This window comes from Pseudomonas sp. Sample_23 (assembly GCF_004307595.1).
Taxonomy (GTDB): Bacteria; Pseudomonadota; Gammaproteobacteria; order Pseudomonadales; family Pseudomonadaceae; genus Aquipseudomonas; species Aquipseudomonas atacamensis.
Genome location: NZ_RCNX01000048.1, coordinates 1 through 25,276, shown reverse-complemented (window position 1 = coordinate 25,276; position 25,276 = coordinate 1). Strand labels below are relative to the sequence as shown.

The 25,276-nt window shown below is 60.9% G+C and carries 16 protein-coding genes and 1 riboswitch; of the genes, 14 read left to right on the top strand and 2 right to left on the bottom strand.

Annotated elements, in window-relative coordinates; genetic code table 11:
- Nucleotides 1-175: 175 nt before the first annotated feature.
- From acs to argR, 7 genes are all read left to right on the top strand, one after another.
- Nucleotides 176-2,131, top strand: a complete 1,956-nt coding sequence (gene acs, locus D8U82_RS12640) for an acetate--CoA ligase (protein WP_016773581.1) — start codon at nucleotides 176-178, stop codon at nucleotides 2,129-2,131.
- A gap of 732 nt (nucleotides 2,132-2,863) precedes the next feature.
- Complete coding sequence (locus D8U82_RS12635; RefSeq protein ID WP_122612061.1) at nucleotides 2,864-3,637, top strand: ABC transporter substrate-binding protein; 774 nt, start codon at nucleotides 2,864-2,866, stop codon at nucleotides 3,635-3,637.
- Nucleotides 3,638-3,728: 91 nt separating this feature from the next.
- The gene (locus tag D8U82_RS12630; protein ID WP_016773583.1) at nucleotides 3,729-4,418 is read left to right on the top strand and encodes an ABC transporter permease; all 690 of its coding nucleotides are present in this window, start codon (nucleotides 3,729-3,731) and stop codon (nucleotides 4,416-4,418) included.
- Nucleotides 4,415-5,113, top strand: a complete 699-nt coding sequence (locus D8U82_RS12625) for an ABC transporter permease (RefSeq protein WP_122507650.1) — start codon at nucleotides 4,415-4,417, stop codon at nucleotides 5,111-5,113. The genes D8U82_RS12630 and D8U82_RS12625 overlap by 4 nt, the downstream gene beginning before the upstream one ends.
- A 1-nt stretch (nucleotide 5,114) precedes the next feature.
- Nucleotides 5,115-6,227, top strand: a complete 1,113-nt coding sequence (locus tag D8U82_RS12620) for a succinylglutamate desuccinylase/aspartoacylase family protein (RefSeq protein WP_130902294.1) — start codon at nucleotides 5,115-5,117, stop codon at nucleotides 6,225-6,227.
- Between the two features lie 27 nt (nucleotides 6,228-6,254).
- Complete coding sequence (locus tag D8U82_RS12615; RefSeq protein ID WP_007912705.1) at nucleotides 6,255-7,019, top strand: ATP-binding cassette domain-containing protein; 765 nt, start codon at nucleotides 6,255-6,257, stop codon at nucleotides 7,017-7,019.
- A 250-nt stretch (nucleotides 7,020-7,269) separates the two neighbouring features.
- Entirely contained in the window at nucleotides 7,270-8,250 is a 981-nt protein-coding gene (argR, locus tag D8U82_RS12610) for a transcriptional regulator ArgR (protein WP_024014018.1), read from the top strand.
- A 13-nt stretch (nucleotides 8,251-8,263) separates the two neighbouring features.
- Here argR and D8U82_RS12605 read toward each other — a convergent pair whose 3' ends face one another.
- Complete coding sequence (locus D8U82_RS12605; protein ID WP_130902293.1) at nucleotides 8,264-16,027, bottom strand: DUF6543 domain-containing protein; 7,764 nt, start codon at nucleotides 16,025-16,027, stop codon at nucleotides 8,264-8,266.
- Between the two features lie 304 nt (nucleotides 16,028-16,331).
- Here D8U82_RS12605 and D8U82_RS12600 point away from each other — a divergent pair, with 304 nt between their 5' ends.
- From D8U82_RS12600 to astE, 7 genes are all read left to right on the top strand, one after another.
- Entirely contained in the window at nucleotides 16,332-17,552 is a 1,221-nt protein-coding gene (locus tag D8U82_RS12600) for an aspartate aminotransferase family protein (protein WP_016773586.1), read from the top strand.
- Between the two features lie 246 nt (nucleotides 17,553-17,798).
- Nucleotides 17,799-18,818, top strand: a complete 1,020-nt coding sequence (gene aruF, locus D8U82_RS12595; protein WP_016773587.1) for an arginine/ornithine succinyltransferase subunit alpha — start codon at nucleotides 17,799-17,801, stop codon at nucleotides 18,816-18,818.
- Nucleotides 18,819-18,869: 51 nt separating this feature from the next.
- Entirely contained in the window at nucleotides 18,870-19,895 is a 1,026-nt protein-coding gene (astA, locus tag D8U82_RS12590) for an arginine N-succinyltransferase (RefSeq protein ID WP_024014014.1), read from the top strand.
- A complete protein-coding gene (gene astD / locus D8U82_RS12585; protein WP_164488348.1) occupies nucleotides 19,892-21,361 on the top strand; it encodes a succinylglutamate-semialdehyde dehydrogenase in 1,470 nt (489 codons plus the stop codon). Before astA ends, astD begins: the two co-directional genes overlap by 4 nt.
- A gap of 138 nt (nucleotides 21,362-21,499) precedes the next feature.
- The gene (gene astB, locus D8U82_RS12580) at nucleotides 21,500-22,846 is read left to right on the top strand and encodes an N-succinylarginine dihydrolase (protein ID WP_130902292.1); all 1,347 of its coding nucleotides are present in this window, start codon (nucleotides 21,500-21,502) and stop codon (nucleotides 22,844-22,846) included.
- 56 nt (nucleotides 22,847-22,902) lie between these two features.
- Nucleotides 22,903-23,193: a hypothetical protein gene (locus tag D8U82_RS12575; protein WP_016773591.1), complete on the top strand. Its 291-nt coding sequence runs from the start codon at nucleotides 22,903-22,905 to the stop codon at nucleotides 23,191-23,193.
- 12 nt (nucleotides 23,194-23,205) lie between these two features.
- On the top strand, nucleotides 23,206-24,213 hold the full coding sequence (gene astE / locus D8U82_RS12570) for a succinylglutamate desuccinylase (protein WP_130902291.1): 1,008 nt from the start codon (nucleotides 23,206-23,208) through the stop codon (nucleotides 24,211-24,213).
- A 161-nt stretch (nucleotides 24,214-24,374) separates the two neighbouring features.
- Here the strand turns inward: astE and D8U82_RS12565 are convergent, their stop codons facing one another.
- Nucleotides 24,375-24,884 carry a 6,7-dimethyl-8-ribityllumazine synthase gene (locus tag D8U82_RS12565; RefSeq protein WP_016773593.1) on the bottom strand — a complete coding sequence of 170 codons (510 nt, stop codon included), beginning with the start codon at nucleotides 24,882-24,884 and terminating at the stop codon, nucleotides 24,375-24,377.
- Nucleotides 24,885-24,987: 103 nt separating this feature from the next.
- Nucleotides 24,988-25,159, bottom strand: a riboswitch (FMN riboswitch).
- Between the last annotated feature and the right edge of the window lie 117 nt (nucleotides 25,160-25,276).

Sequence of the window (25,276 nt, the reverse complement as noted above, 5' to 3'; positions counted from 1 at the left end):
GCCGGATGGGGTTTGCCTGACGGACCGCGTTGACTGCATCGCTGGCAAGCCAGCTCCCACATGGAATGCGGACATTTTGTAGGGGCTTGTTACTACCATCGTCGAATGGTTCTATGGGCCCCACCCGGCTACAACGGGGTCATACAAAAACAACTATTACACCGAGGTAGGAAAGATGAGTGCGGCTTCTCTGTATCCCGTTCGTCCCGAGGTTCTGGCAAACACGCTGACTGACGAGGCGACCTACAAAGCCATGTACCAGCAGTCGGTCGTCAACCCTGACGGCTTCTGGCGCGAGCAAGCCAAGCGTCTGGACTGGATCAAGCCTTTCACCACGGTGAAGCAGACGTCGTTCGACGATCACCATGTCGACATCAAGTGGTTTGCCGACGGCACCTTGAACGTTTCCTATAACTGCCTCGACCGTCATCTGGCCGAGCGCGGCGATCAAGTCGCGATCATCTGGGAAGGCGACGATCCTTCCGAAAGCCGCAACATCACCTACCGCGAACTGCACGAGCAAGTGTGCAAACTGGCCAACGCCCTGCGCGGTCAGGACGTACACCGTGGCGACGTGGTGACCATTTACATGCCGATGATTCCCGAAGCCGTGGTCGCCATGTTGGCTTGCACCCGGATCGGCGCGATTCACTCGGTGGTGTTCGGCGGTTTCTCGCCGGAAGCCCTGGCCGGTCGCATCATCGACTGCCGCTCGAAAGTGGTGATCACCGCTGACGAAGGCATCCGTGCCGGCAAAAAGATTTCCCTCAAGGCCAACGTCGACGACGCGCTGACCAACCCGGAAACCAGCAGCATCCAGAAAGTCATCGTCTGCAAGCGCACCGGTGGCGACATCAAGTGGAACCAGCATCGCGACATCTGGTACGAAGACCTGATGAAGGTCGCGGGCACCGTTTGCGCGCCGAAAGAGATGGGCGCCGAAGAAGCGTTGTTCATCCTTTATACCTCCGGCTCCACCGGCAAGCCGAAGGGCGTGCAGCACACCACCGGCGGTTATCTGCTGTATGCGGCGATGACCCACGAACGCGTGTTCGACTACCGTCCGGGCGAAATCTACTGGTGCACCGCCGACGTCGGCTGGGTTACCGGCCACAGTTACATCGTCTATGGCCCGCTGGCCAACGGCGCGACCACCGTGCTGTTCGAAGGTGTGCCGAACTACCCGGACATCACCCGGGTGGCGAAGATCATCGACAAGCACAAGGTCAACATCCTCTACACCGCGCCGACCGCGATCCGCGCGATGATGGCCTCGGGTCAGGCCGCCGTGGAAGGCGCCGATGGCAGCAGCCTGCGTCTGCTCGGTTCGGTCGGTGAGCCGATCAACCCGGAAGCCTGGGACTGGTACTACAAGAATGTCGGCAAGTCGCGTTGCCCGATCGTCGATACCTGGTGGCAGACCGAGACTGGCGGCAACATGATGAGCCCGCTGCCGGGTGCTCACGCGCTGAAGCCGGGTTCGGCGGCGCGTCCGTTCTTCGGTGTGGTGCCGGCGCTGGTCGACAACCTCGGCAACATCATCGAGGGCGAGGCTGAAGGCAACCTGGTGATTCTCGATTCGTGGCCGGGTCAGGCGCGTACGCTGTATGGCGATCACGATCGTTTCGTCGATACCTACTTCAAGACCTTCCGTGGCATGTACTTCACCGGTGACGGCGCGCGTCGCGATGCCGATGGTTACTACTGGATCACCGGGCGCGTGGACGATGTGCTCAACGTCTCCGGCCACCGCATGGGCACCGCCGAGATCGAGAGCGCGATGGTTGCGCATCCGAAGGTGGCCGAAGCTGCGGTGGTGGGTGTGCCGCATGACATCAAGGGGCAGGGCATCTATGTCTACGTGACCTTGAAGAATGGCGAGGAGCCGACCGAGCAGTTGCGCCTGGAGCTGAAGAACTGGGTGCGCAAGGAGATCGGCCCGATTGCTTCGCCGGATGTGATCCAGTGGGCGCCGGGGCTGCCGAAGACTCGTTCGGGCAAGATCATGCGCCGCATCCTGCGCAAGATCGCCACGGCGGAATACGATGGGCTGGGCGATATCTCGACCCTGGCGGATCCGGGTGTGGTGCAGCATTTGATTGATACGCACAAGACCATGAATGTTGCTTAAACGTTAGAAACATAGGAGCCCTGTCCGGTGATGCCGGGCGGGGCTTTTTTATGGCTGTGAGGTTTGTGGTGGCTGGGAGGGCTTCTTCGCGAGCAGGCTCGCTCCCACAAGGAAACGGGCGCATTTTTGATCGTTCCCACGCTCTGCGTGGGAATGCAGCAAGGGACGCTCTGCGTCCCAGAAGCCGACGCAGAGCGTCGAGGGAGGCGTTCCCACGCGGAGCGTGGGAACGATCAGCGACTCAACCAATAATTATCGATCTGCACCGTCAGACCTTTGCCGCTGTTACCCGCCACAGGCCAATGTGTAACCGCCCGCGCCAAACCGGGGCGAAGGGAAACGCGGTGCGCCGTATTAGAGCCTCCAAAGCCCCGCGGAAAAATAAGACATAACGCTGCGCTTGCCGGATTAGAAGGGTTTGCGAATAATGGGCCCGCAACTTGCAATATGTATCGGTTCACTGTCTTTCGCTCTTGCATGAAATTGCAGGGCTGTCAATGAGCTCAAACCGCTTTCTCGGTGCATCTGTAATTAGTTGTCGCATTGAAGAAATATCGGCTTCGGGCCTGTCGTTAGAATGCCGATCACTCGCTCATCGTGGCTGACGTTGAAATCGCCTGCGGTTTCAATGGGAAATTTCCGCCGATGCGCAACCGATTTCCGATTCACCCATTCGCATATTGGGCTGTCGCTCACTCTGCCGTTTTTGCCCTTTACCGATGGAGTCCCAAGATGAAGAAACTTGTGCTGCTTGGCGCCCTGGCACTGTCCGTGCTTTCGCTGAATGCCGTCGCTGACGAAAAACCTGTGAAGATCGGCATCGAAGCGGCTTACCCTCCATTCGCTTCGAAAGCACCGGACGGCAGCATCGTCGGTTTCGACTACGACATCGGCAACGCGCTGTGCGAAGAGATGAAGGTCAAGTGTGTGTGGGTCGAGCAAGAGTTCGACGGTCTGATCCCGGCTCTCAAAGTGCGCAAGATCGACGCCATCCTGTCGTCGATGTCGATCACCGAAGATCGCAAGAAGTCGGTCGACTTCACCAACAAGTACTACAACACCCCGGCGCGTCTGGTCATGAAGGCCGGCACTCAGGTCAGCGAAGGTCTGGCTGAACTGAAGGGCAAGAACATCGGCGTACAGCGTGGCTCGATCCATGAGCGTTTCGCCCGCGAAGTTCTGGCTCCATTGGGCGCCGAGATCAAGCCGTACGGCTCGCAGAACGAAATCTACCTCGACGTGGCTGCCGGTCGTCTTGACGGTACCGTGGCTGACGCCACCCTGCTGGACGATGGTTTCCTGAAAACCGACGCCGGCAAAGGCTTCGCATTCGTTGGCCCGGCCTTCACCGACGTCAAATACTTCGGCGACGGCGTAGGTATCGCAGTGCGCAAGGGCGACGCCCTGAAAGAAAAGATCAACACTGCCATCGCGGCCATCCGCGAAAACGGCAAATACAAAGCAATCCAGGACAAGTACTTCGCCTTCGACATCTACGGCAAGTAAGACGTCTCTGCGACAAGTCCGAAATGGCGCAAGCAACAGAATCTCTGCGGTTTGCGCCATTTTTTCATCCCAACTTTCGAGGACCTGAATCATGTTGAAAGGCTACGGGGCTGTCATCCTCGATGGCGCATGGCTGACGCTTCAGCTCGCCTTGTCGTCCATGGCTCTGGCCATCGTTCTCGGGCTGATCGGTGTCGCGTTGCGCCTGTCACCGGTGCGCTGGCTGGCGTGGCTGGGCGACCTGTATTCGACGGTGATCCGCGGCATTCCCGATCTGGTGCTGATCCTGCTGATCTTCTACGGCGGTCAGGACTTGCTCAACCGCGTCGCGCCGATGCTCGGCTATGACGACTACATCGACCTGAACCCGCTGGCCGCCGGTATCGGCACCCTCGGTTTCATCTTCGGTGCGTACCTCTCGGAGACCTTCCGCGGTGCGTTCATGGCGATCCCCAAAGGCCAAGCCGAAGCGGGCATGGCGTACGGCATGAGCAGTTTTCAGGTGTTCTTCCGGGTGATGGTGCCGCAGATGATTCGTCTGGCGATTCCCGGCTTCACCAACAACTGGCTGGTACTGACCAAGGCCACCGCGCTGATTTCCGTGGTCGGTCTGCAAGACATGATGTTCAAGGCCAAGCAGGCGGCGGATGCCACGCGCGAGCCTTTCACCTTCTTTCTCGCAGTGGCGGCGATGTACCTGGTGATCACCAGTGTTTCGTTGCTGGCATTGCGTCACCTTGAGAAGCGCTACTCGGTAGGCGTAAGGGCGGCTGATCTATGATCTTCGACTACAACGTCATCTGGGAGGCACTGCCGCTGTACTTCGGCGGCCTGCTGACCACCCTCAAACTGCTCGCGCTGTCGCTGTTCTTCGGTTTGCTCGCGGCGTTGCCGTTGGGGCTGATGCGCGTCTCGAAAAACCCGTTCGTCAACGGCGCCGCGTGGCTTTACACCTACGTGATTCGTGGCACGCCGATGCTGGTGCAGCTGTTCCTGATCTACTACGGTCTGGCCCAGTTCGAAGCGGTACGCGAAAGCTTCCTGTGGCCGTGGCTGTCCAGCGCAACGTTCTGCGCCTGCCTGGCTTTTGCCGTGAACACCAGCGCCTACACCGCAGAAATCATTGCCGGCAGCCTCAAGGCCACGCCGAACGGTGAGATCGAAGCGGCCAAGGCCATGGGTATGTCGCGCTTCAAACTGTACAAGCGCATTCTGCTGCCGTCGGCCCTGCGCCGCGCGCTGCCGCAGTACAGCAACGAAGTGATCATGATGCTGCAGACCACCAGTCTGGCGTCGATCGTGACCCTGATCGACATCACTGGCGCGGCACGTACCGTCAACGCGCAGTTCTACCTTCCGTTCGAGGCGTACATCACCGCTGGCGTGTTCTACCTGTGCCTGACCTTCATTCTGGTCAAGCTGTTCAAACTGGCCGAGCGTCGCTGGTTGAGCTACCTCGCGCCACGGAAGCACTGATATGCAACGCATTGATCACGTATTGCCGTGGAGCCACTTGGGCAGCGAGCGCAAAGTCTCGGTTTTCCGTTTCGGCAGCGGCGAGCGCAAGGCCTACATCCAGGCCAGCCTGCACGCCGATGAGCTGCCGGGCATGCGCACCGCCTGGGAGCTGAAAAAGCGCCTCGGCGAACTCGAAGCCCAAGGCTTGCTCAACGGCGTGATCGAGCTGGTGCCGGTGGCCAATCCGATCGGTCTCGGGCAATTGCTGCAAGGCAATTTCCAGGGCCGTTTCGAGGCTGGCAGCGGCAAGAATTTCAACCGTGATTTCGTCGAGCTCAGCGCGCCGGTCGCGGCGGCACTGGGCGAAAAACTCGGTGATGATCCGCATGCCAACGTGCGCCTGATCCGCCAGGCAATGGCCGACCACCTGGCCGGCTTGCCTGAAGCGAGCAGCCAGTTGCAGGGCATGCAGCGTGTGCTGCTCAGCCACGCCTGCAGCGCCGATGTGGTGCTGGATCTGCACTGCGATGCCGAAGCCGCGCTGCACATGTACGCGCTGCCGCAGCACTGGCCGCAGTGGCGTTCGCTGTCGGCGCACCTGAACGTCAAGGTTGCTTTGCTCGCAGAAGATTCCGGCGGCAGCTCGTTCGATGAAGCCTGCTCGTTGCCGTGGCTGCGCCTGTCGCGGCAGTTTCCCGATGCGCAGATTCCGCTGGCGTGTCTGGCGACGACCATCGAGCTGGGCGGGCAGGCCGACACTGGCCGCGTCGAAGCCGAGGCTTATGCCGAAGGCATTCTGGCGTTCCTTGCCGAGCAAGGCCTGATCACCGGCGAGTGGCCGGACCCGGCCTTCGAACCGTGCGAAGGCATGCCGTTCCAAGGCACCGAATTGTTGTTCGCACCGCACCCCGGTGTGGTGAGTTTTTCCCGCAGGCCCGGCGAATGGGTCGAGGCGGGCGATGAGATTTTTCAAGTGATCGACCCTGTGTCCGATCGGGTCAGCACGGTATGTGCTGGTACGTCCGGGGTGCTGTTTGCCATTGAACGGCTGCGCTATGCCCAACCCGGTTTCTGGCTGGCCAAGGTGGCGGGGCGCGAAGCGCTGCGTCACGGGCGCTTGCTCAACGACTGACTGACTGTTTTTGTGAGAACCGACCGCATGTACAAACTTGAAGTCCAAGACCTGCATAAACGCTATGGCAGTCACGAAGTGCTCAAGGGCGTGTCCCTGAAAGCCGCCGCCGGCGATGTGATCAGCATCATCGGCTCCAGTGGCTCCGGCAAAAGTACTTTCCTGCGTTGCATCAACCTGCTCGAGCAGCCGCACGCCGGCAAGATCCTGCTCAACAACGAAGAGCTGAAGCTGGTGGCGAACAAGGACGGCGCGCTGAAAGCCGCTGATCCGAAGCAGCTGCAACGCATGCGTTCGCGTCTGTCGATGGTGTTCCAGCATTTCAACCTGTGGTCGCACATGACCGCGATTGAAAACATCATGGAAGCGCCGGTGCACGTGCTTGGCGTACCCAAGTACGAAGCGCGGGAAAAAGCCGAGTACTACCTGAACAAGGTTGGCGTGGCCCATCGCAAAGACGCGTTCCCGGGGCACATGTCCGGTGGCGAGCAGCAGCGCGTGGCGATCGCCCGGGCGCTGGCGATGGAACCGGAAGTGATGCTGTTCGACGAACCGACCTCGGCCCTCGACCCGGAGCTGGTCGGCGACGTGCTGAAAGTCATGCAGGCGCTGGCGCAGGAAGGCCGCACCATGGTCGTGGTGACCCACGAAATGGGCTTCGCCCGTGAAGTGTCGAACCAGTTGGTGTTCCTGCACAAAGGCGTCGTCGAAGAAAGCGGCAACCCGCGCGAAGTGCTGGTCAATCCGCAGTCGGAACGCTTGCAGCAATTCCTGTCGGGCAGCCTGAAATAAATCAGGGCTGCCGTTGTGCACCAGATTAGGTCATGCTTCGCGATCTTCTGGCTGGCTCAGATCCCCTGTGGGAGCGAGCCTGCTCGCGAAAGCGGTAGAACAGCCAGCAATTATGTTGACTGGTACACCGCCTTCGCGAGCAGGCTCGCTCCCACATTCTGATCTTCACCGGTTTCAGGATTTGTGTTCATTTCCGGGCTAGCATTGGCCCATGCCTTCATCACCGTTGTTCGTTTCGGATTGCCCGCCCATGACTGCCCATCGAATTGGTTTCCTGATTTGGCCCAGCACTAAAGCGTTGACGCTGGCGCTGGCGGAGGAGGCCTTGCGTGTTGCGCAGCGGGTGCACCCGGACGTGGTTTACGAACTGTCGTTCTTGCAGGCCGAGCCGCAGAGCGAAGGGGCCTGGCAATTGCCCGGCGAACCCTGGGCCGGCAAGCTTGAGAACTTCCAGAAACTGTTCCTGCTCGCCGACGAGCCGCCGACCACCCTGGCGCCGGCGCTGAGCAGTGCGCTCAAGCAACTGGTGCGTGCCGGTTGCGTGATCGGTGGTCTGTCGGCCGGTGTCTATCCGTTGGCCCAGCTCGGTTTGCTCGACGGTTATCGCGCCGCCGTGCACTGGCGCTGGCAGGACGATTTCGCTGAGCGCTTCCCGAAAGTCATCGCCACCAGCCATCTGTTCGACTGGGACCGCGACCGCCTGACCGCCTGCGGTGGCATGTCGGTGCTCGACCTGTTGCTGGCGGTGCTGGCCCGCGATCACGGTGCGGAACTGGCCGGTGCGGTGTCGGAAGAACTGGTGGTCGAGCGCATCCGCGAGGGCGGTGAGCGTCAGCGCATTCCGTTGCAGAATCGCCTCGGCTCCAGCCATCCGAAGCTCACCCAGGCGGTGTTGCTGATGGAAGCCAACATCGAAGAGCCGCTGACTACCGACGAAATCGCCCAGCACGTGTGCGTATCCCGTCGGCAGTTGGAGCGGATCTTCAAGCAATACCTCAACCGCGTGCCGAGCCAGTACTACCTGGAACTGCGCCTGAACAAGGCCCGGCAGATGTTGATGCAGACCAGCAAGTCGATCATCCAGATCGGCCTGTCCTGTGGCTTCTCCTCGGGGCCGCACTTCTCCAGCGCCTATCGCAATTTCTTCGGTGCCACGCCGCGGGAAGATCGCAACCAGCGACGCAGCAGCAGCCCGTTCGAATTGTCGTCAGTGCCGCCGGAGCGTGGCTGAGCGCGGGCCGAGTTCAATCGGTGTCGATGCTGCTGGAAAAATCATGGAAGTCCTCAAACGACTGATACACGGTGTCGTTGTTCGCCTGTCGCTCCGCCAGGCGCAGTTGATACGCCGCCTCATAACGCTGCACGCGCTGCTGGCTTTCTGCGGTCAGCGGGTTGTCGCCGAAGGCATACTCGGTCAACACCTCGCCGGGCTGTGAAGGAAACTCGCCCGGCAACTCGGTGATCGCGTTCCCGGACAAGTCCGCGTACCTCAATCGAGGCAGTTCGAGCAGACCGTCAGGCACCTTGCTCAAGGCGCAATTGCCCAGACGTACATCGGTCATCTGCGGGAAATGATTCAGATCCGGAGCCATGTTGAGTGGATTGTCGCTCAGGTCCACGGATCTCAGGTTTCTCAGCATTCTGAAGGCTTCTGCGGTCTGCGCAGTGAGCGTGATTTCACAGCCAGGCAGATACAGGCTGTGCAATCTGTCCATTCCGAAGATTCTGGGGGGAACCTCGCGCAACGGATATTTGCGGATGGTGATGCTTTTGAGTTTGGGAAAAAGCGCCAACAATTGATCGACCCTGGGCGGGGCGGACGCTCCGCTTGTCAGTCGCAACTCTTCGATATGGTCGAAGCTTGCGGCCAGCGCCGGCAGCTCGCCGGTGAACGAAATGTCGCAGGTAACTCTTGGGTCCATGATGAACGTGGGCGCCCGGCGCAGGTCGGTTTCCAGATCTCGCCTGAAATGTTGGCGATTGCGTGTTTCCCTGGCTGCCGCGTCGTTCGCCAGTGGCATCTGCGTGTCAGGATCGTTGGGGATCTCGTTTGCCCAGCTATCCAGGCGTTCGAGCAGGCTGGTGAGGCCGGTTTTGCGGCGCATCAGCTCAAGACGTCCATCGGCCAGCGTACCCGTCAGCTTGTAGACCAGATCGTTTGCATCGAAGCCGGACAGCGACGGGTAAAGGCTTTGCGCCAGATCGATGTCGTCCTGTTGGACCCAGACACCGAAATTGTCGGCTTTAGCCTGGAAAGCGGCTTTGACACGTTCTCTGGAAGCAACCGACAACGGGTTGGCACCCAGTTCCATGCCGCGACCGGAATAACGCGTCAGCTCGGTCGGCACTTCGATGATGTTGTTGTCGCTCAGCAATGCAACTTCCAGCTGCGGCAGCTGTTCCAGCCCGGCAGGAACGCTATCGATTCCGGTGCTGGTCAGATCGATGAACGTCAGGTTCTGCAGTGCCGACACATCCGGCGTGACCTGCAGCGGATTGCTATACAAGTCCAGAGATTTCAAGCGGGTCAGCGTGGACAAGACCGCTTGTCCGGCAGGATCCAGTGTGATCTGGCACTTGCTCAGCATCAACGTTTCCAGCGACGGCAGGCTTTGCAGCGCTTGAGGCATCTGGCCCAGGGAAAAATCCTGCAGTTCCAGGCCCTGCAATCCGCTGAAGCTGGTGAGAAAACCGTCGGAAACCTTCAGTGCCGGATTGCCCTGCAGACTGAGATGGGTGATGTGACTGAAGTCGGTGGCCAATTGCGGTAATTCACCGGTAAATGCCGCATTGGCATTGAAGGTATTGAACCGTAGTGCTGAATTGTCGGTGCGCCTGCCGCGCCACAGTTGTTCGAGGCTTTCGCTGAATTTTTGTCTCTCGGTCAGTTCTGCGGCTTTTTCCTGCGCAGTCCATGGCCGTTCTGTCGATGGATTGTTGACTGGCAGACGCTCACGCCATGCGTTGAGATCGCCAATCATGCGGGCGATTTCGCCCTCCCACCTGATCAGTTGCGCCGTGCCGGTCTGTAATGTCCCGGGCAGGCGATAAATCATGTTGATCGCAGCGTTTTCCCCAAGTCGCGGGAACAGTCTCTGCGCCATGGCAATGTCAGCCGATGGCGGCTTGATGCGGAAGTTGCGCCCGTGTGCCGCGTAGTAGAACTTGACGCGTTCGCGGGCATTTGTCGACAGAGGGTTGTCGTTCAGATAGATGCCGTCGGCCTTATCGGGCTTCAGGCTGAAGATAGCGTCCGGCAGCTCGGTAATCTGGTTGTTGGCAAGCGAGAGCTCTCGCAGCAGCAGATGCTCGGCGATGCCCTTCGGCACGCTGGTCAGATCGGTATGGCCAAGTAAAAAGTTGGTTACCTTGGGCAGGGTGGTCAGATCGGGCGCATTTGACAGTGGGTTGTGGCTCAGATCGAGCAGCCGCAACTCGGACAGGGTGCCGAGTAGTTGCTGCCCGGCAGGTGACAGTGTCAGCGCGCAGTCATTCAGTTTGAGCTCTTTGAGATACTGCAGGCGGCCGACGAATGAGGGTATGTCATAGAGCGTGAAGGCTTTCAATTTCAGCGTCTGAAGATTCGGGAACAAGGCAGCGAACGGCTCCAGTCCAGCGGTTGTCACGTTGCCGGTGAGCTTGAGGCTGGTCACGTGATCGAAGTTGACACTCAGGCGCGGCATTTCGCCGAGAAACTTCAGGTCTGCCGCAAACAATGCGCTGCGCTTGCCGCTTCCCATCGATCTTTCGCTCCAGAAATCCTCCAGCAATAGCTTGAAGTCCGAGCGTGCGGATCGTTGCGCCAGATGCTCGCTTACGCTCAAGGCCTGGCCTGTGACCGGGTGCGCGGACGGAATTGCCGAGGCCCAGCGGGTCAGGTCATCGCGCATCTGTTGCTGCTCCGCTTTCCAGCCAAGGAGCTGTTTGCGGCTGTCGCCCAGATTGCCGGGCAAGTCGTAGATCATCTCGCTGGCCTCCTGCTTGTTCAAACCGGGAAACAGCTGCCGGGCGAGGCTGACATCCTGCTCGGGCGCCAGGACGTCAAAGTCGTTTCGATGGATGCGGAAGTAGTTTTTGATCTGATCGCGCGTTGCTGCCGATAGCGGATTGTCGGCAAGGTCAATGCCGTCACTGCGCTCGGCGTGGAGGTCGAACAGCGCCTCCGGCAATTGCGTGATGCGGTTGCCCGAGAGGGCTGCGATTCGTAACCCCGGATGGCTGCTCAGTCCTTCGGGAACGACGGTCAACCCGCAGTTGGACAGGTCGAGATGGAACAATTCCGGCAACAGGTTCAGGTCGGGGAACGTTCCCAGCGGATTGTCGCTCAGGTCCAGCGTGTCCAGAGCGGTGAGTGACAGCAGAGCAGCCTGGTTTTCCGGGGTCATGACCACGCCACAATTCTTCAGCTCCAGATCGGTCAGCCGAGGCAGTTTTGCTTCGCCCAGCGCCAGCGGTTCCAGTTCGAAGCCGCTCATTTTCAGCTTGGCAAGGTTGGGCAAGCACTCCACAAAGCGCAGGGCGGCGGTGATATTGGCGTTGCCAACGAGGTTCAACCGGGTAACGCGCTCCAGACCGGTGCTGAGTATCGGCATATCGCCACTGAAGGCCGCCGTTGCCCTGAGTTCTTCAAGGCGCGGGTACGTGGGCGGGCTGCGCCAGAATTGTTCGATCTGTTGCGCAAAGTCTCGCCTGGCATCCAGTTCGCGGGTCTGCGTCTCGAGCGGCAGACGTTCTCCCGATTCGGCGGCAGTCACGGCGGCCTGGTTGATCCATTGGCTGAGTTCGAGATTCAGAACGCCGAGCTCATTTTCCCAGCGTGACAACTGTGCTCCGCACTCGGCCAATGGGCCGGGCAATCGGTACAAAACCCGTGTCGCGCCTTCGGTGTCAAGGGAAGGGAACAAGGCGATGGTGCGCTGCAGATCCTCCTGCACAGGCCGGACCCCGAAGTGCTTGCCGGTGTGCTCGTAAAACACTTTGACCCGTTCGCGAGAGGCCGCGGTCAACGGGTTGTCTGCAAAGGTGTAACCATCGCTGAGGGAGCTGGCCAGGTTGAAGAACTTTTCCGGTATCCGCGTGATGCGGTTGCGATCGAATTGCGCCGAGATCAATCGCGGATGATCCAGCAGATCGTCGGGCACCGTATGAATGCCGGTGTCCGACAGATTGACGTAGCGCAACGAAGGCATCGCTTGCAGGTCCGGCGGCAAGCCCAGCGCATTGCCTTGCAGATCCAGCAGGGTAAGTTGTGGCAAGGAAGCCAGCACCGACTCTGTGACCGTTGTCAGGCTCACTCGGCAATCGCGTAAACGCAGTTCGCGCAGCGAGGGCATTGAAGTCAGTGCTTGCGGCAGGCTGGGCAGATTGAGGTTGCGCGCATCAATATTCTGCAATTGACTGAAGGACTGCAGAAAGCTGTCGACAGATGTGGTCATCGGGCTGCCATCAATGGCGAGCGAGGTGATATGGCTGAAGTCCGCTGACAACACCGGCAAGTCGCCCATGACCGCCGGTGTAAGGCGCAACGCGTATCCGGCGGCGAAGCCCTGTTGATTGATACCCGTGACGTGCTCCCGCCTCCAGGCTTTGAGCAATTGCTCCCTGAGCAGCCTGCGATTCTGGAGTTCGGCGCGCTTCTCCAGCGACGTCAGCGCCGTGCCGGTTTCGGGATGCAAGGCGGGCGGATTGTTGGCCCAGACATGCAGCTCGTTCTGCAATTGCAAGTAGTCATTTTGCAAGCGAAGCATCTCTGCGCGCGGGCCTGCGGGACTCCTGCGCATACTATCGGCGAGAAAGCGCATCTCATGATTCGACATGCGTGGATAGAGCACGCGGATGTCTTCTTCGAGGGTGTGTGGCTGGTACGCGGGACGCGGCGGACGCGGAGCATGGGCGTAACCGTCGGTACCGAGCAGGCGCAGGGTATCGACAGCCGGCGCTCGGGACGGCGTATCGGCAATCACCTGACGCCACTCGTGGCGCTCGAGCGTACGTTCGCGAATGGCCGCCTTCAGCGCCTGACTCTGACCGATGCGCAGGTCCAGGCTCTGGCGCTCGCTGTCGGGCAATGCGTACAACAGGCTGGAATACAAATCAGTGAATGAGTGCAGCTGCTGCCCACGATCGTCATAAGGTTGATATTGGCCATCGTCGCGGCGAACCAGCACCTTGTATTCGGGCGCATCGTCGCGGCCGATCGTGTCCAGTAACCGGCCCTCGTAGCGCCCGTCGCGGATTTCGATGCGTACATCACCACTCCAGCCCGGCAACAATTTGAGGCTGTGCAGCGCCAGAGAATCAGAGTCGGGGGTGCTCACCGAGGCCAGCTCAAGGCCTTCATACGCGCGGGTGACGCGCACCTCGTCACTGGCCATCTGCATGAGCGCCTGTTGGCGCGCGGGCAATTGTCCTTCGCTGATCTGCAGCAGTTCGCTGCCGGTCGCGGTATCGAGCAGTTCGCGGGTAATGCTGGCCGGCAATTGCGGAGGGTGGGTCTTGAGTCGTACCGCCAGCGGGTCGTCGAGGTGCTGGAGGGCTTGATAACGCGACTCGAACAGCGCGCTTGTGTTGCGTCTGGCGAGGTCCGCCACTTGCTTGCGCAGGTTCTGGCTGCGGACCTCGATGGACGGCGTCGGTCCGGCGAAGGGCTCGTCCAGCAAGGCTTTGATCTGCGTCTCGTCGAGGGTTTGGAGCAGGGTTTTGAGCACGTCGCCACCGATCAGTTCGCCCTGGCGCAGTTCGGTCACGGGCAGGGTTGTGTCAGCGGACGATTGCCACAGTTGCTGGCCTTGGCGATCGAGCAGACGCAGGCATTTGTCGCCTGGCCAGCGGCCGTATTCGCTGAGCACCTGCAGCTGCGTGACCGGATCGGCGCGCAAAAAAACTTCGGCGTCATCGCTGTCGAGCTGGTCGATGAAGCGTTGCAACTGCTGATCAAGCTTGAAGCGCTGGATGCTGTCGGCCAGCAGCGGCGGGACCTTTTCCTGCTCGACATGCATTTTGCGCAACGCGTCTTCGCTGGTTCCGCTGATCTGCAGGACGGTTTCGCGCTCGCTCGCGGACAAGCTCTCGACCGCAGGGCCGATACGGCGCAGCGCGGTTGCGCCATCCCACTCCAGCGGTTGCTCGAGTTCAGTGTGCCAGGCACCTTCGCCGTTGTGGCGCAGCACCGGCTGGTATGCGTCGGGGCGACTCGGATGTTCGATGCGGTACTGCCCTGGCACCTGACTTTCCCTGACTGCAAAGTGCGCGTCCTCCAGGGGCAGCAGGCGCTTGTCTTCATGGGTATGCAGACCCAGCGCATCGGGTTGCGAATCGGCAGTCGGGCGCTGCGGATGTTTGTAGCGTTCGAGATCCGGTTGCCAATAGCGGGTGTCACCATTGGCCAGTTGTACCGGTTTGAAGCGGTCGATGAACGCCACGATTTCCTTGGGCAATACCTTGCGAAACTCGGCCGCGCCAATCGCACCGCCGACGGCGAACATGCCCAACTGGATCATCGATTCCACGGTGCCCATCAGGTGTTCGACCGCTTCGGTCGTGCGCCCCTGCGCCCACTCGACAATGCCTTCGAATACTTCATCGAGCATCTGATAGGCCATGTACGCCATCATCGCTTCACCGAGCACCGGCACGAAGGGCGCGACGATCATCGCGGCGGTCTGGGCGATGGAAGAGAGGATGTTGACCAGCGAATCCCAGAATGCCCAGCGCGCCCTTTGATCAACCAGGGCAGTCGGTACGGCAATGGTTCGGGCGTCATTGAAAATCTTGTTCAGCTTTGCCTGGTACAGGTGCTGCCATACATCGTCGTAAAACGGCGTCAGCGCAGTCTGCAGGTCGGGCCGCTCCACCGGGGCTTCGCGCCACGCCGGCAGCGGGTCGCCGGGTTCGTGCGGATGCCAGCGGATTTCACTCAGCCGGCTGTTGAGAGTGCTGAAGAAGAAACCGCGCTGGTCGTGGTTGACGAAGCGGCTGAAGAATTGCTGATAGTCCCTGGAGCGCAACTGGCGCGTCAGTTCCACGACCATTTCCAATGGCGAGGCGTACTCCTTGAACGGATGTTCGGGGTCATCCGGGACGTAGGCGACGACGCGCGCTGCATTGCGTGTCATGTACAGGTCCGGGGCGAATACCACGATGCCGGTCAGCGGTGCGCAAAGCATCGTCATGTCATGACACAGCAGCGGGGCGCCATGCACATGCAGGCCTTTCACGCCGTCGAGCATGGCCTCGATCGTGCGTAACGCGTTTTCCGAGACATCGCGGTTCATCCGCGCCCATTGCAGGGCAGACTTCATCGCGGCCTTCTGGCTAGCGTCGATTTTACCGCGCAAGACTGACGCGACCATCGGATCGGAATAGCCCAGATTGTCTTCCAGACTGGCTTTGTATTGGGCGCCGATATCCAGTCGACGGCACAGTTTGGTGAAAGCGGAAATGCTCAGTTTCGCTTTGATCTCGGGCAGGGTTTCAAACTGCCCTGTGGCCGAGGGGGCGCTGGTGAATGTCGACTCGGCTTCGAAGGCGTTGTCTTCGGTTTCCCTGTCTTCGAAGTTATGCAGCGCAGCCTCGAGCAGTGACACGGACCAGGCGCGGGCGCCGGTGCGGATCGGAAACCACGGGGTGGTGGCGGGAATGTACAGGCGCACGTAGGTGTTTCTGACATCCAGTTCCAGATCGAAGCAGCTTTTCAGCTCGGCCTTGAGCAGGGGCTCGGCGAAGGCTGCAGCGTCCTGCAAGTGCTCCAGGCTTTTATCGACCCGGCTCTGGGCGCTGATATGCGCCGCCCCAAGGCTTTTCATCAGCGCGTGCTGTTCGGCTGGCGCGTTCTTGAGCGCGGTCGGCTGTTGCGGGAGGCTGCTTTTCAGTGCTTCTCGCCGAGTGGCTGAGGTGTCGCCCAGCCAGGCGGGAATCGCGTTTTTCAGTGGTTGATAGTGCTCGTCCGCATGGTGCGCGTCAGTTGCGTCATCCGGGATTGCCGATGGGGGTGCTTCAGACAAATGCATGGCCATTCCTTGGCGTTGGGAAGAACCCTCAGCAAATCAGCAGCAAGCGCCCCCCGTGCGGTAGATATTTATGTCTCTGCCGTGGGGGCTGACTTGGTATCCTGCGCGGCCTGCCGCAAATCGGCCGCGCCCGGTAAACTGCGCCTTTGCGACGCTATATGTCGCATTGCCGTAAACCCGGGAAAATCCGGGGTTTGCGCTATAAGAAGTTGTCGCTTGGCGACAAGGCCGGGCACCCAACTGTCCTTACAATCCCCTCATCGCTCGCCAGTTCCAGGCGGGTGTTCCTCTTCAGGAGACTCCGATGTCCGTTGAGCACGCTGCGGTACAACGCGCCGATTTCGACCAGGTAATGGTTCCCAACTACGCGCCTGCCGCTTTCATTCCGGTGCGTGGCGCCGGTTCCCGGGTCTGGGATCAGGCCGGCCGCGAGCTGATCGACTTCGCCGGCGGGATTGCCGTCAACGTCCTGGGCCACGCGCATCCGGCGCTGGTCGGTGCCTTGACCGAACAGGCGAACAAGCTGTGGCACGTGTCCAACGTGTTCACCAACGAACCGGCCCTGCGTCTGGCGCACAAGCTGATCGACGCCACGTTTGCCGAGCGCGTGTTCTTCTGCAACTCCGGCGCCGAAGCCAACGAGGCCGCATTCAAGCTGGCCCGTCGCGTCGCATTCGACCGTTTCGGCACCGAGAAATACGAAATCATCGCCGCGCTGAACAGCTTCCACGGCCGTACCCTGTTCACCGTCAACGTCGGTGGCCAGTCGAAGTACTCCGACGGTTTCGGCCCGAAAATCACTGGCATCACCCACGTTCCCTACAACGATCTGGCCGCACTGAAGGCCGCGGTGTCCGAGAAGACCTGCGCGGTCGTGCTCGAGCCGATCCAGGGCGAGGGCGGCGTACTGCCGGCCGAGCTGGCTTACCTGCAAGGTGCCCGCGAACTGTGCGACGCGAACAACGCCCTGCTGGTGTTCGACGAAGTGCAGACCGGCATGGGCCGCAGCGGCAAGCTGTTCGCCTACCAGCATTACGGCGTGACCCCCGACATCCTTACCAGCGCCAAGAGCCTGGGCGGTGGTTTCCCGATCGCGGCGATGATGACCACCGAAGCGCTGGCCAAACATCTGGTTGTCGGCACCCACGGCACCACTTACGGCGGCAACCCGCTGGCCTGCGCCGTCGCCGAAGCGGTGATCGACGTGGTCAACACCCCTGAAGTGTTGAACGGCGTGAACGCCAAGCACGACAAGTTCAAGACCCGCCTGCAACAGATCGGCGAGAAATACGGCCTGTTCACTCAGGTACGCGGTCTCGGTCTGCTGATCGGTTGCGTGCTCAGCGAAGCGTGGAAAGGCAAGGCCAAGGACATCTTCAACGCCGCCGAACAGGAAGGCCTGATGATTCTCCAGGCAGGCCCGGACGTGATCCGTTTCGCCCCGAGCCTGGTGGTGGAAGACGCCGATATCGACGCCGGTCTCGACCGCTTCGAACGTGCCGCGGCGAAGTTGACGCAAGCCTGATGGACCTTTCGGCGCCTGGAGTTTTTCCGGCGCCGAACCAATTTTTGATACCGGGCACATTCACCTGTTGGATTGAACCTGTGGTGAGGGGATTTATCCCCGATGGGCTGCGCAGCGGCCCCAGATTTTTGGGGGTGCTTCGCCCCCCAGCGGGGATAAATCCCCTCGCCACAAGTCCCATTCCTGCATCGATCTTTATGTGGGCCCGGTTTTTTCTGTGAATATTGAAGAGAAAGGAGTGACACCATGCTGGTGATGCGCCCCGCGCAAATGGCTGATCTGGGCGAGGTACAGCGTCTGGCTGCGGACAGCCCGATTGGTGTCACTTCCTTGCCGGATGACGTGGAACGTCTGAGCGACAAGATTGCCGCGAGCGAAGCTTCGTTTGCCGCCGAAGTGAGCTTCAACGGTGAAGAGAGTTACTTCTTCGTTCTTGAAGATTCCACTACCGGCAAACTGGTCGGCTGCTCGGCCATCGTCGCGTCCGCCGGCTACTCGGAGCCGTTCTACAGCTTCCGTAACGAGACCTTCGTCCACGCCTCCCGCGAGCTGAAGATCCACAACAAGATCCACGTGCTCTCGCAGTGCCACGACCTGACCGGCAACAGCCTGCTGACCAGTTTCTACGTGCAGCGCGAGCTGGTCGGTTCGCCGTGGGCCGAGCTCAACTCTCGCGGCCGTCTGCTGTTCGTCGCCAGCCACCCGGAGCGTTTTGCCGATTCGGTGGTGACCGAGATCGTCGGTTACAGCGACGAGAATGGCGACTCGCCGTTCTGGGATGCGATCGGGCGTAATTTCTTCGACCTCAACTACGCCGAGGCCGAGCGTCTGTGCGGGCTGAAAAGCCGCACCTTCCTTGCCGAGCTGATGCCGCATTACCCGATCTACGTGCCGCTGCTGCCGGATTCCGCCCAAGAGGCGATGGGCCAGGTGCACCCGCGTGCGCAGATCACTTTCGACATCCTGATGCGCGAAGGCTTCGAGACTGATCACTACATCGACATCTTCGACGGCGGCCCGACACTGCATGCACGCGTGTCGGGGATCCGTTCGATCGCCCAGAGCCGCGTGGTGCCGGTGAAGATCGGCGAGCCGGTCAAAGGCGCCGGACGCCAGTACCTGGTGGCTAACGCACAGTTGCAGGATTACCGCGCGGTGTTGCTGGAGCTGGATTACGCGCCGGGCAAACCGGTGACGCTGGATATGGAAGCAGCCGAAGCCCTGGGCGTCGGTGAAGGTGCCAGCGTGCGCCTGGTGGCGGTTTAACGCCTTAGCGAGTTTCACGGGTGGCGCGAGCGGCCCGTTTGAGGAGATAGCATGATTGTTCGTCCCGTACGCAGCAGCGATTTATCCGCGCTGATCGACCTGGCCCGCAGCACCGGCACCGGCCTGACTACCTTGCCGGCCAACGAAGAGCGCCTGACCCACCGGGTCGGCTGGGCCGAGAAGACCTTTCGCGGCGAAGCCGGGCGTGGCGATGCCGACTATCTGTTCGTGCTCGAAGACGATGACGGCCGCGTGGTGGGGATTTCCGCCATCGCCGGTGCGGTCGGCCTGCGTGAGCCCTGGTACAACTTCCGCGTCGGTCTGACGGTCAGCGCTTCGCAAGAGCTGAACATCTACCGCGAAATCCCGACGCTGTTTCTGGCCAACGACCTGACCGGCAATTCCGAGCTGTGCTCGCTGTTCCTGCACGCCGATTACCGCAACGGCCTGAACGGCCGGATGCTGTCCAAGGCGCGCATGCTGTTCATCGCCGAGTTCCCGGAGCTGTTCGGCAACAAGATCATCGCCGAAATGCGCGGCGTGTCCGATGACGCCGGGCGCTCGCCGTTCTGGGAAAGCCTCGGCCGCCATTTCTTCAAGATGGAATTCAGCCAGGCCGATTACCTGACCGGCGTCGGCAACAAGGCGTTCATCGCCGAACTGATGCCGAAATTCCCGCTGTACACCTGCTTCCTTTCGCCAGACGCGCGCAACGTCATCGGCCAGGTGCACCCGGACACCGAGCCGGCACTGGCGATGCTCAAGAGCGAAGGCTTCAGTTACCAGGGTTACGTCGACATCTTCGACGCCGGCCCGGCCATCGAATGCGAAACCAGCAAGATCCGCGCGGTGCGTGACAGCGAAGCGCTGGTGCTGGCCGTCGGCACGCCGGGCGACGACGCCACGCCGTTCATCATCCACAACCGCAAACGCGAGGATTGCCGCATCACGGCTGCCCCAGCGCGTCTGGCTGCGGGCACCCTGGTGGTCGATCCGCAGACCGCGAAACGTCTTCAACTCAGCGCCGGCGATCAGGTTCGCGCCGTGGCGCTGTCCGCTGCACGGGAGTCGAAATAATGAATTCGCTATACATCGCAGGTGAGTGGCTGGCCGGTCAGGGCGAAGCCTTTCAATCTTTGAACCCGGTGACCCAGCAAGTGCTGTGGGCGGGCGAGGGCGCCACTGCCGCGCAGGTCGAGTCGGCGGTTCAGGCTGCTCGCCAGGCATTTCCTCAGTGGGCACGCCGCACCCTCGAGGAGCGCATCAGCGTCCTCGAAGCTTTTGCTGCTGCGTTGAAAAACCACGCTGACGAACTGGCTCGCACCATCGGCGAGGAAACCGGCAAACCCTTGTGGGAAGCTGCGACTGAAGTGACCAGCATGGTCAACAAGATCGCGATTTCGGTGCAGAGCTACCGCGAGCGCACCGGCGAGAAGAGTGGCCCATTGGGCGACGCCACCGCCGTATTGCGCCACAAGCCCCACGGCGTGGTCGCGGTGTTCGGCCCTTACAACTTCCCCGGTCACCTGCCTAACGGTCATATCGTCCCGGCGCTGCTGGCCGGTAACAGCGTGCTGTTCAAGCCCAGCGAACTGACGCCGAAAGTCGCCGAGCTGACGGTCAAGTGCTGGATCGAAGCCGGTCTGCCGGCAGGCGTGTTGAACCTGCTGCAAGGCGCGCGGGAAACCGGTATCGCTCTGGCGGCGAATCCGGGTATCGACGGTCTGTTCTTCACCGGTTCGAGCCGCACCGGCAATCACCTGCATCAGCAATTCGCCGGGCGTCCGGACAAGATTCTGGCGCTGGAGATGGGCGGCAACAACCCGCTGGTGGTCGATCAGGTCGCTGATCTGGACGCGGCGGTGTACACGATCATTCAGTCGGCGTTCATTTCCGCTGGCCAGCGCTGCACTTGCGCTCGGCGTTTGCTGGTGCCGCAAGGTGCGTGGGGCGACAGCCTGCTCAAGCGTCTGGTGGAAGTCAGTTCGACCATTGAAGTCGGTGCCTTCGATCAGCAACCGGCGCCGTTCATGGGCTCGGTGATTTCCCTCGGCGCGGCGAAAGCGCTGATGGATGCGCAGGAACAACTGCTGGCCAACGGCGCGGTGGCGCTGCTGGAAATGACTCAGCCGCAAGCGCAATCGGCCTTGCTGACCCCGGGCATCGTCGATGTGACGGCCGTGGCCGAGCGTCCGGACGAAGAACTGTTCGGGCCGTTGCTGCAAGTGATCCGCTATGCCGATTTCGGCGCCGCGATCACTGAAGCCAACAACACCGCTTATGGGCTGGCCGCCGGTTTGCTCTCCGATTCCGAAGCGCGTTACCAGCAGTTCTGGCTGGAAAGCCGCGCCGGCATCGTCAACTGGAACAAACAGCTGACCGGCGCCGCGAGCAGCGCGCCATTCGGCGGTGTCGGCGCCTCGGGCAACCACCGCGCCAGCGCCTATTACGCAGCGGATTACTGCGCATACCCGGTGGCGTCGCTGGAAACCCCGAGCCTGGTGCTGCCATCGGCCCTGACGCCTGGCGTGAAAATGGCGTGATGCCCATTCGCGAGCAGGCTCGCTCCCACAGGGAAATGCATTCCAGTGTGGGAGCGAGCCTGCTCGCGAAGGCCGCGCCTCGGTCTTAAAGAATAGTTACTGAAGCCTATAACAACAGATTCTCGTGGAGCCTCGCTGATGAAATCCTATGAAGTCAATTTTGACGGTCTAGTGGGGCCGACCCATAACTACGGTGGTCTGTCCTACGGCAACGTCGCCTCGCAGAGCAACAGTCAGCAATCCTCGAACCCGAAGGAAGCGGCGCTGCAAGGTCTGGCAAAAATGAAAGCGCTGATGGACATGGGCTTTCAGCAAGGCGTGCTGGCCCCGCAGGAACGTCCTGATGTGGCGGCGCTGCGTCGTCTGGGCTTCAGCGGCACTGACGCGCAGGTGATCGAGCGCGCCGCCAAGGAAGCGATGCCGCTGCTGGTCGCCAGTTGCTCGGCGTCGAGCATGTGGGTGGCCAACGCCGCCACGGTCAGCCCGAGTGCCGACACCGCTGACGGCCGCGTGCACTTCACCGCCGCCAACCTCAATTGCAAATACCACCGCAGCATCGAACACCCGACCACCAGCCGCGTGCTCGGCGCGATGTTCGCCAATCAACAGCACTTTGCCCATCACGCCGCTTTGCCGGCAGTGGCGCAGTTCGGCGACGAAGGCGCGGCCAACCACACGCGTTTCTGCCGTGAGTACGGCGAGGCGGGCGTCGAGTTTTTTGTGTTCGGCCGCAGCGCGTTCGACAACCGCTTCCCGGCACCGCAGAAATACCCGGCGCGCCAGACCCTCGAAGCCTCGCAAGCCGTGGCGCGTCTGCACGGTCTGCGCGACGAAGGCGTGGTCTACGCGCAGCAGAACCCCAACGTTATCGATCAGGGCGTGTTCCACAACGACGTGATCGCCGTGGGCAACGGTGAAGTGCTGTTCTATCACGAGGACGCGTTCCTCGAGACCGACAAGATGCTCGCCGAACTGCATGGCAAACTGGCCAAGGTCGGCGGCAACTTCCAGTCCGTGTGTGTGCCGCGTTCGGCGGTCACCGTGGATGACGCGGTGCGTTCCTACCTGTTCAACAGCCAATTGCTCTCGCGTGCCGATGGTTCGATGCTGCTGATCGTGCCGCAGGAATGCCAGGCGAACGAACGCGTCTGGGCTTATCTGCAAAGCCTGACCAGTTCCGGCGGGCTGATCCGCGAAGTGAAGGTCTTTGATCTCAAGCAGAGCATGCAGAACGGCGGTGGCCCGGCGTGCCTGCGTCTGCGCGTGGCGCTGAATGAAACCGAACTGGCGGCAGTCAACCCAGGCGTTATCATGACGGCCCCGTTGTACGGTTCGTTGACCGCATGGGTTGAAAAGCACTACCGCGACCGCCTGAGCGAAACCGACCTGGCGGACCCGCAGTTGCTGCTTGAATGCCGGACGGCACTGGATGAACTGACGCAAATCCTTAAACTGGGCGCGGTTTATCCTTTCCAGATCAATTGATCGCCAGCGCGCTGCCTGAACGTGGCGCGCGGCGTGTCACCCAAGAGAGTAAAAACATGAGCGATTCCCTGCAGCTGATCCTTGAAGACACCGACGGCACGCAATTGCAAACCTCGTGCACCCGCGTCGCGGTGATGTGGCAAGGCAAAGAGCTGTGGATCCAGCAGGACGGCCGTGGCCAGCTGCTGATCGGCGTGGACGTCGAGGAAGGTGACGAAGAGTACGCCAACCTGCTGCTGCGCCCATTGGCGACTAATCTGGTAAGTCTGCAACTGGAAATGGAACCGGCTGACCTCGGCGCTGACGAGGATCACGTACACGGCCCGGATTGCAACCACGACCACTAAGGAAACCGCTCTATGCTCGCCCTCGGCAAACTGCTTGAACTGACCCTCGCCGGCCGCGAACCGGCGGAGAAGACTCAACTGACTGTCGAAGGCGTGCGCATGCGCTGGTTGAGCGAAGGGGCGCTGGAAGTGCGGCCCCCGGAAGCGCGCGACAATGGCCTGGACTTGCTGCTGTCGGCAGGCATCCATGGCAACGAAACGGCACCGATCGAGTTGCTTGATCGGCTGCTGCACGACATCGCACGCGGCGATCTCAAGCCGCGCGCACGCATTCTGTTCCTGTTCGGCAACCCGGAAGCGATTCGCAAGGGCGAGCGTTTCGTCGAGCAGGATGTCAATCGGCTGTTCAACGGCCGCCACGAACAAAGCAGCGGCTCGGAAGCGTTGCGCGCCTGTGAGCTGGAACGGCTGGCGGCGAGTTTCTTCAGCAAGCCCGAGCGCCAGCGTCTGCACTACGACCTGCACACCGCGATTCGTGGGTCGAAGATCGAACAGTTCGCCTTGTACCCGTGGAAGGAAGGGCGCCAGCATTCCCGTCGCGAACTGGCGCGCCTGCGCGCCGCCGGCATGGAAGCAGTGCTGTTGCAGAACAAGCCATCCATCGTCTTCAGTTCGTACACCTACGAGAAACTCGACGCCGAGGCTTTCACCCTGGAACTGGGCAAGGCGCGGCCGTTCGGGCAGAACGACGGCGTTAACGTTTCACTGCTGGAAACCCGTCTGAAGCAGATCATCGAAGGCACTGAGCCGGAGACAGAAGAAGGGCTGGACGGCTTGCAACTGTTCAGCGTGGCGCGGGAAATCATCAAGCACAGCGATGCGTTCCGCCTGAATCTGCCAGCGGACATCGAGAACTTTTCCGAGCTGGAACCGGGTTATGTGCTGGCCGAGGATCTGGCCAATACCCGCTGGGTGATCGAAGAGCAGGGCGCGCGGATCATCTTCCCCAACCCCAAGGTCAAGAACGGCCTGCGCGCCGGCATCCTGATCGTCCCGAGCACCGACGAAAACCTCGCCTGACGCAATCTGGCGGCTGGAGCAAATCCCTGTGGGAGCGAGCCTGCTCGCGAATGCTGACTGCCAGCCAAAAATGATGGTGGCTGACACACCGCATTCGCGAGCAGGCTCGCTCCCACATTTGAATCCGGGTGGGGCTTGAGTCCCCACCCGGCCTGGTGCAGTCAGACCGCTACAGCACGCGGCTCGGTTCGACGCAACGCGCGAATCTTCTGCAACGTATCGGCGCAAGTCCGCGCTGCTTCCTGACCCTTGTGCACAAAGTGCTCGAAGAAGAACTTCTGATGCTCTTCGCCCGAATGGAAGTGATGCGGGGTCAGCGACACCGAGAACACCGGCACTTCGGTTTCCAACTGCACCTGCATCAGGCCGCTGACCACCGATTGCGCAACGAACTCGTGACGGTAAATGCCGCCGTCCACCACCAGGGCGGCGGCGACGATGCCGGCGTAACGGCCGGACTTGGCCAGCAGCTTGGCGTGCAGCGGCATTTCAAAGGCGCCGCCGACTTCAAAGAAATCGATGTCCGATTCCTGATAACCCTGCACCAGCATTTCAGCGACGAAGCCTTTGCGGCTCTGGTCGACGATTTCCTTGTGCCAGCAGGCCTGGATGAACGCGACGCGCTCGCCCTGTGGGTGTTTGCTTTTGCTGTCGATAGCGGTGGGTTGCATGTTCTGACTCCTGTTTGTGTGAAAAACAGGGCGTTATGAATCGAAAGGGATGCAAGGGTGCGAACGCAGGCACGGATGCACGCGGACGGCCCTTTGGCGTCGATCCCGTTCTCTCTTCATCCGGACTATGACCGTCGGCCCCGGAATCACACCGGGTCTGCTGACCTTGCCGACGCACCCGACTCAAGTCGAGTGCAACGCCAAGCGCTCGCGGGCTATGCGCGTTGCGCGCAATTACCGCCGGTGGGGAATTGCACCCCGCCCTGAGAACGTTTGTGCCGCCCATAGGCGGGCGGCGGCAAGTTTGTAACACATATTTCCCGGCCATGCACATGACACTGTGGGAGATTCTATGATTATCCTCAAGCGATAACTGCCCCTTTCGATTGATA

Coding starts and splice junctions, on each gene's coding strand:
- D8U82_RS12635 (WP_122612061.1), top strand. CDS start 2,864: ATGAAGAAACTTGTGCTGCTTGGCGCCCTGGCACTGTCCGTGCTTTCG.
- astA (WP_024014014.1), top strand. CDS start 18,870: ATGATTGTTCGTCCCGTACGCAGCAGCGATTTATCCGCGCTGATCGAC.
- D8U82_RS12565 (WP_016773593.1), bottom strand. CDS start 24,884: ATGCAACCCACCGCTATCGACAGCAAAAGCAAACACCCACAGGGCGAG.
- D8U82_RS12620 (WP_130902294.1), top strand. CDS start 5,115: ATGCAACGCATTGATCACGTATTGCCGTGGAGCCACTTGGGCAGCGAG.
- D8U82_RS12625 (WP_122507650.1), top strand. CDS start 4,415: ATGATCTTCGACTACAACGTCATCTGGGAGGCACTGCCGCTGTACTTC.
- astB (WP_130902292.1), top strand. CDS start 21,500: ATGAAATCCTATGAAGTCAATTTTGACGGTCTAGTGGGGCCGACCCAT.
- D8U82_RS12575 (WP_016773591.1), top strand. CDS start 22,903: ATGAGCGATTCCCTGCAGCTGATCCTTGAAGACACCGACGGCACGCAA.
- D8U82_RS12615 (WP_007912705.1), top strand. CDS start 6,255: ATGTACAAACTTGAAGTCCAAGACCTGCATAAACGCTATGGCAGTCAC.
- D8U82_RS12605 (WP_130902293.1), bottom strand. CDS start 16,027: ATGCATTTGTCTGAAGCACCCCCATCGGCAATCCCGGATGACGCAACT.
- D8U82_RS12600 (WP_016773586.1), top strand. CDS start 16,332: ATGTCCGTTGAGCACGCTGCGGTACAACGCGCCGATTTCGACCAGGTA.
- D8U82_RS12630 (WP_016773583.1), top strand. CDS start 3,729: ATGTTGAAAGGCTACGGGGCTGTCATCCTCGATGGCGCATGGCTGACG.
- astE (WP_130902291.1), top strand. CDS start 23,206: ATGCTCGCCCTCGGCAAACTGCTTGAACTGACCCTCGCCGGCCGCGAA.
- argR (WP_024014018.1), top strand. CDS start 7,270: ATGACTGCCCATCGAATTGGTTTCCTGATTTGGCCCAGCACTAAAGCG.
- aruF (WP_016773587.1), top strand. CDS start 17,799: ATGCTGGTGATGCGCCCCGCGCAAATGGCTGATCTGGGCGAGGTACAG.
- acs (WP_016773581.1), top strand. CDS start 176: ATGAGTGCGGCTTCTCTGTATCCCGTTCGTCCCGAGGTTCTGGCAAAC.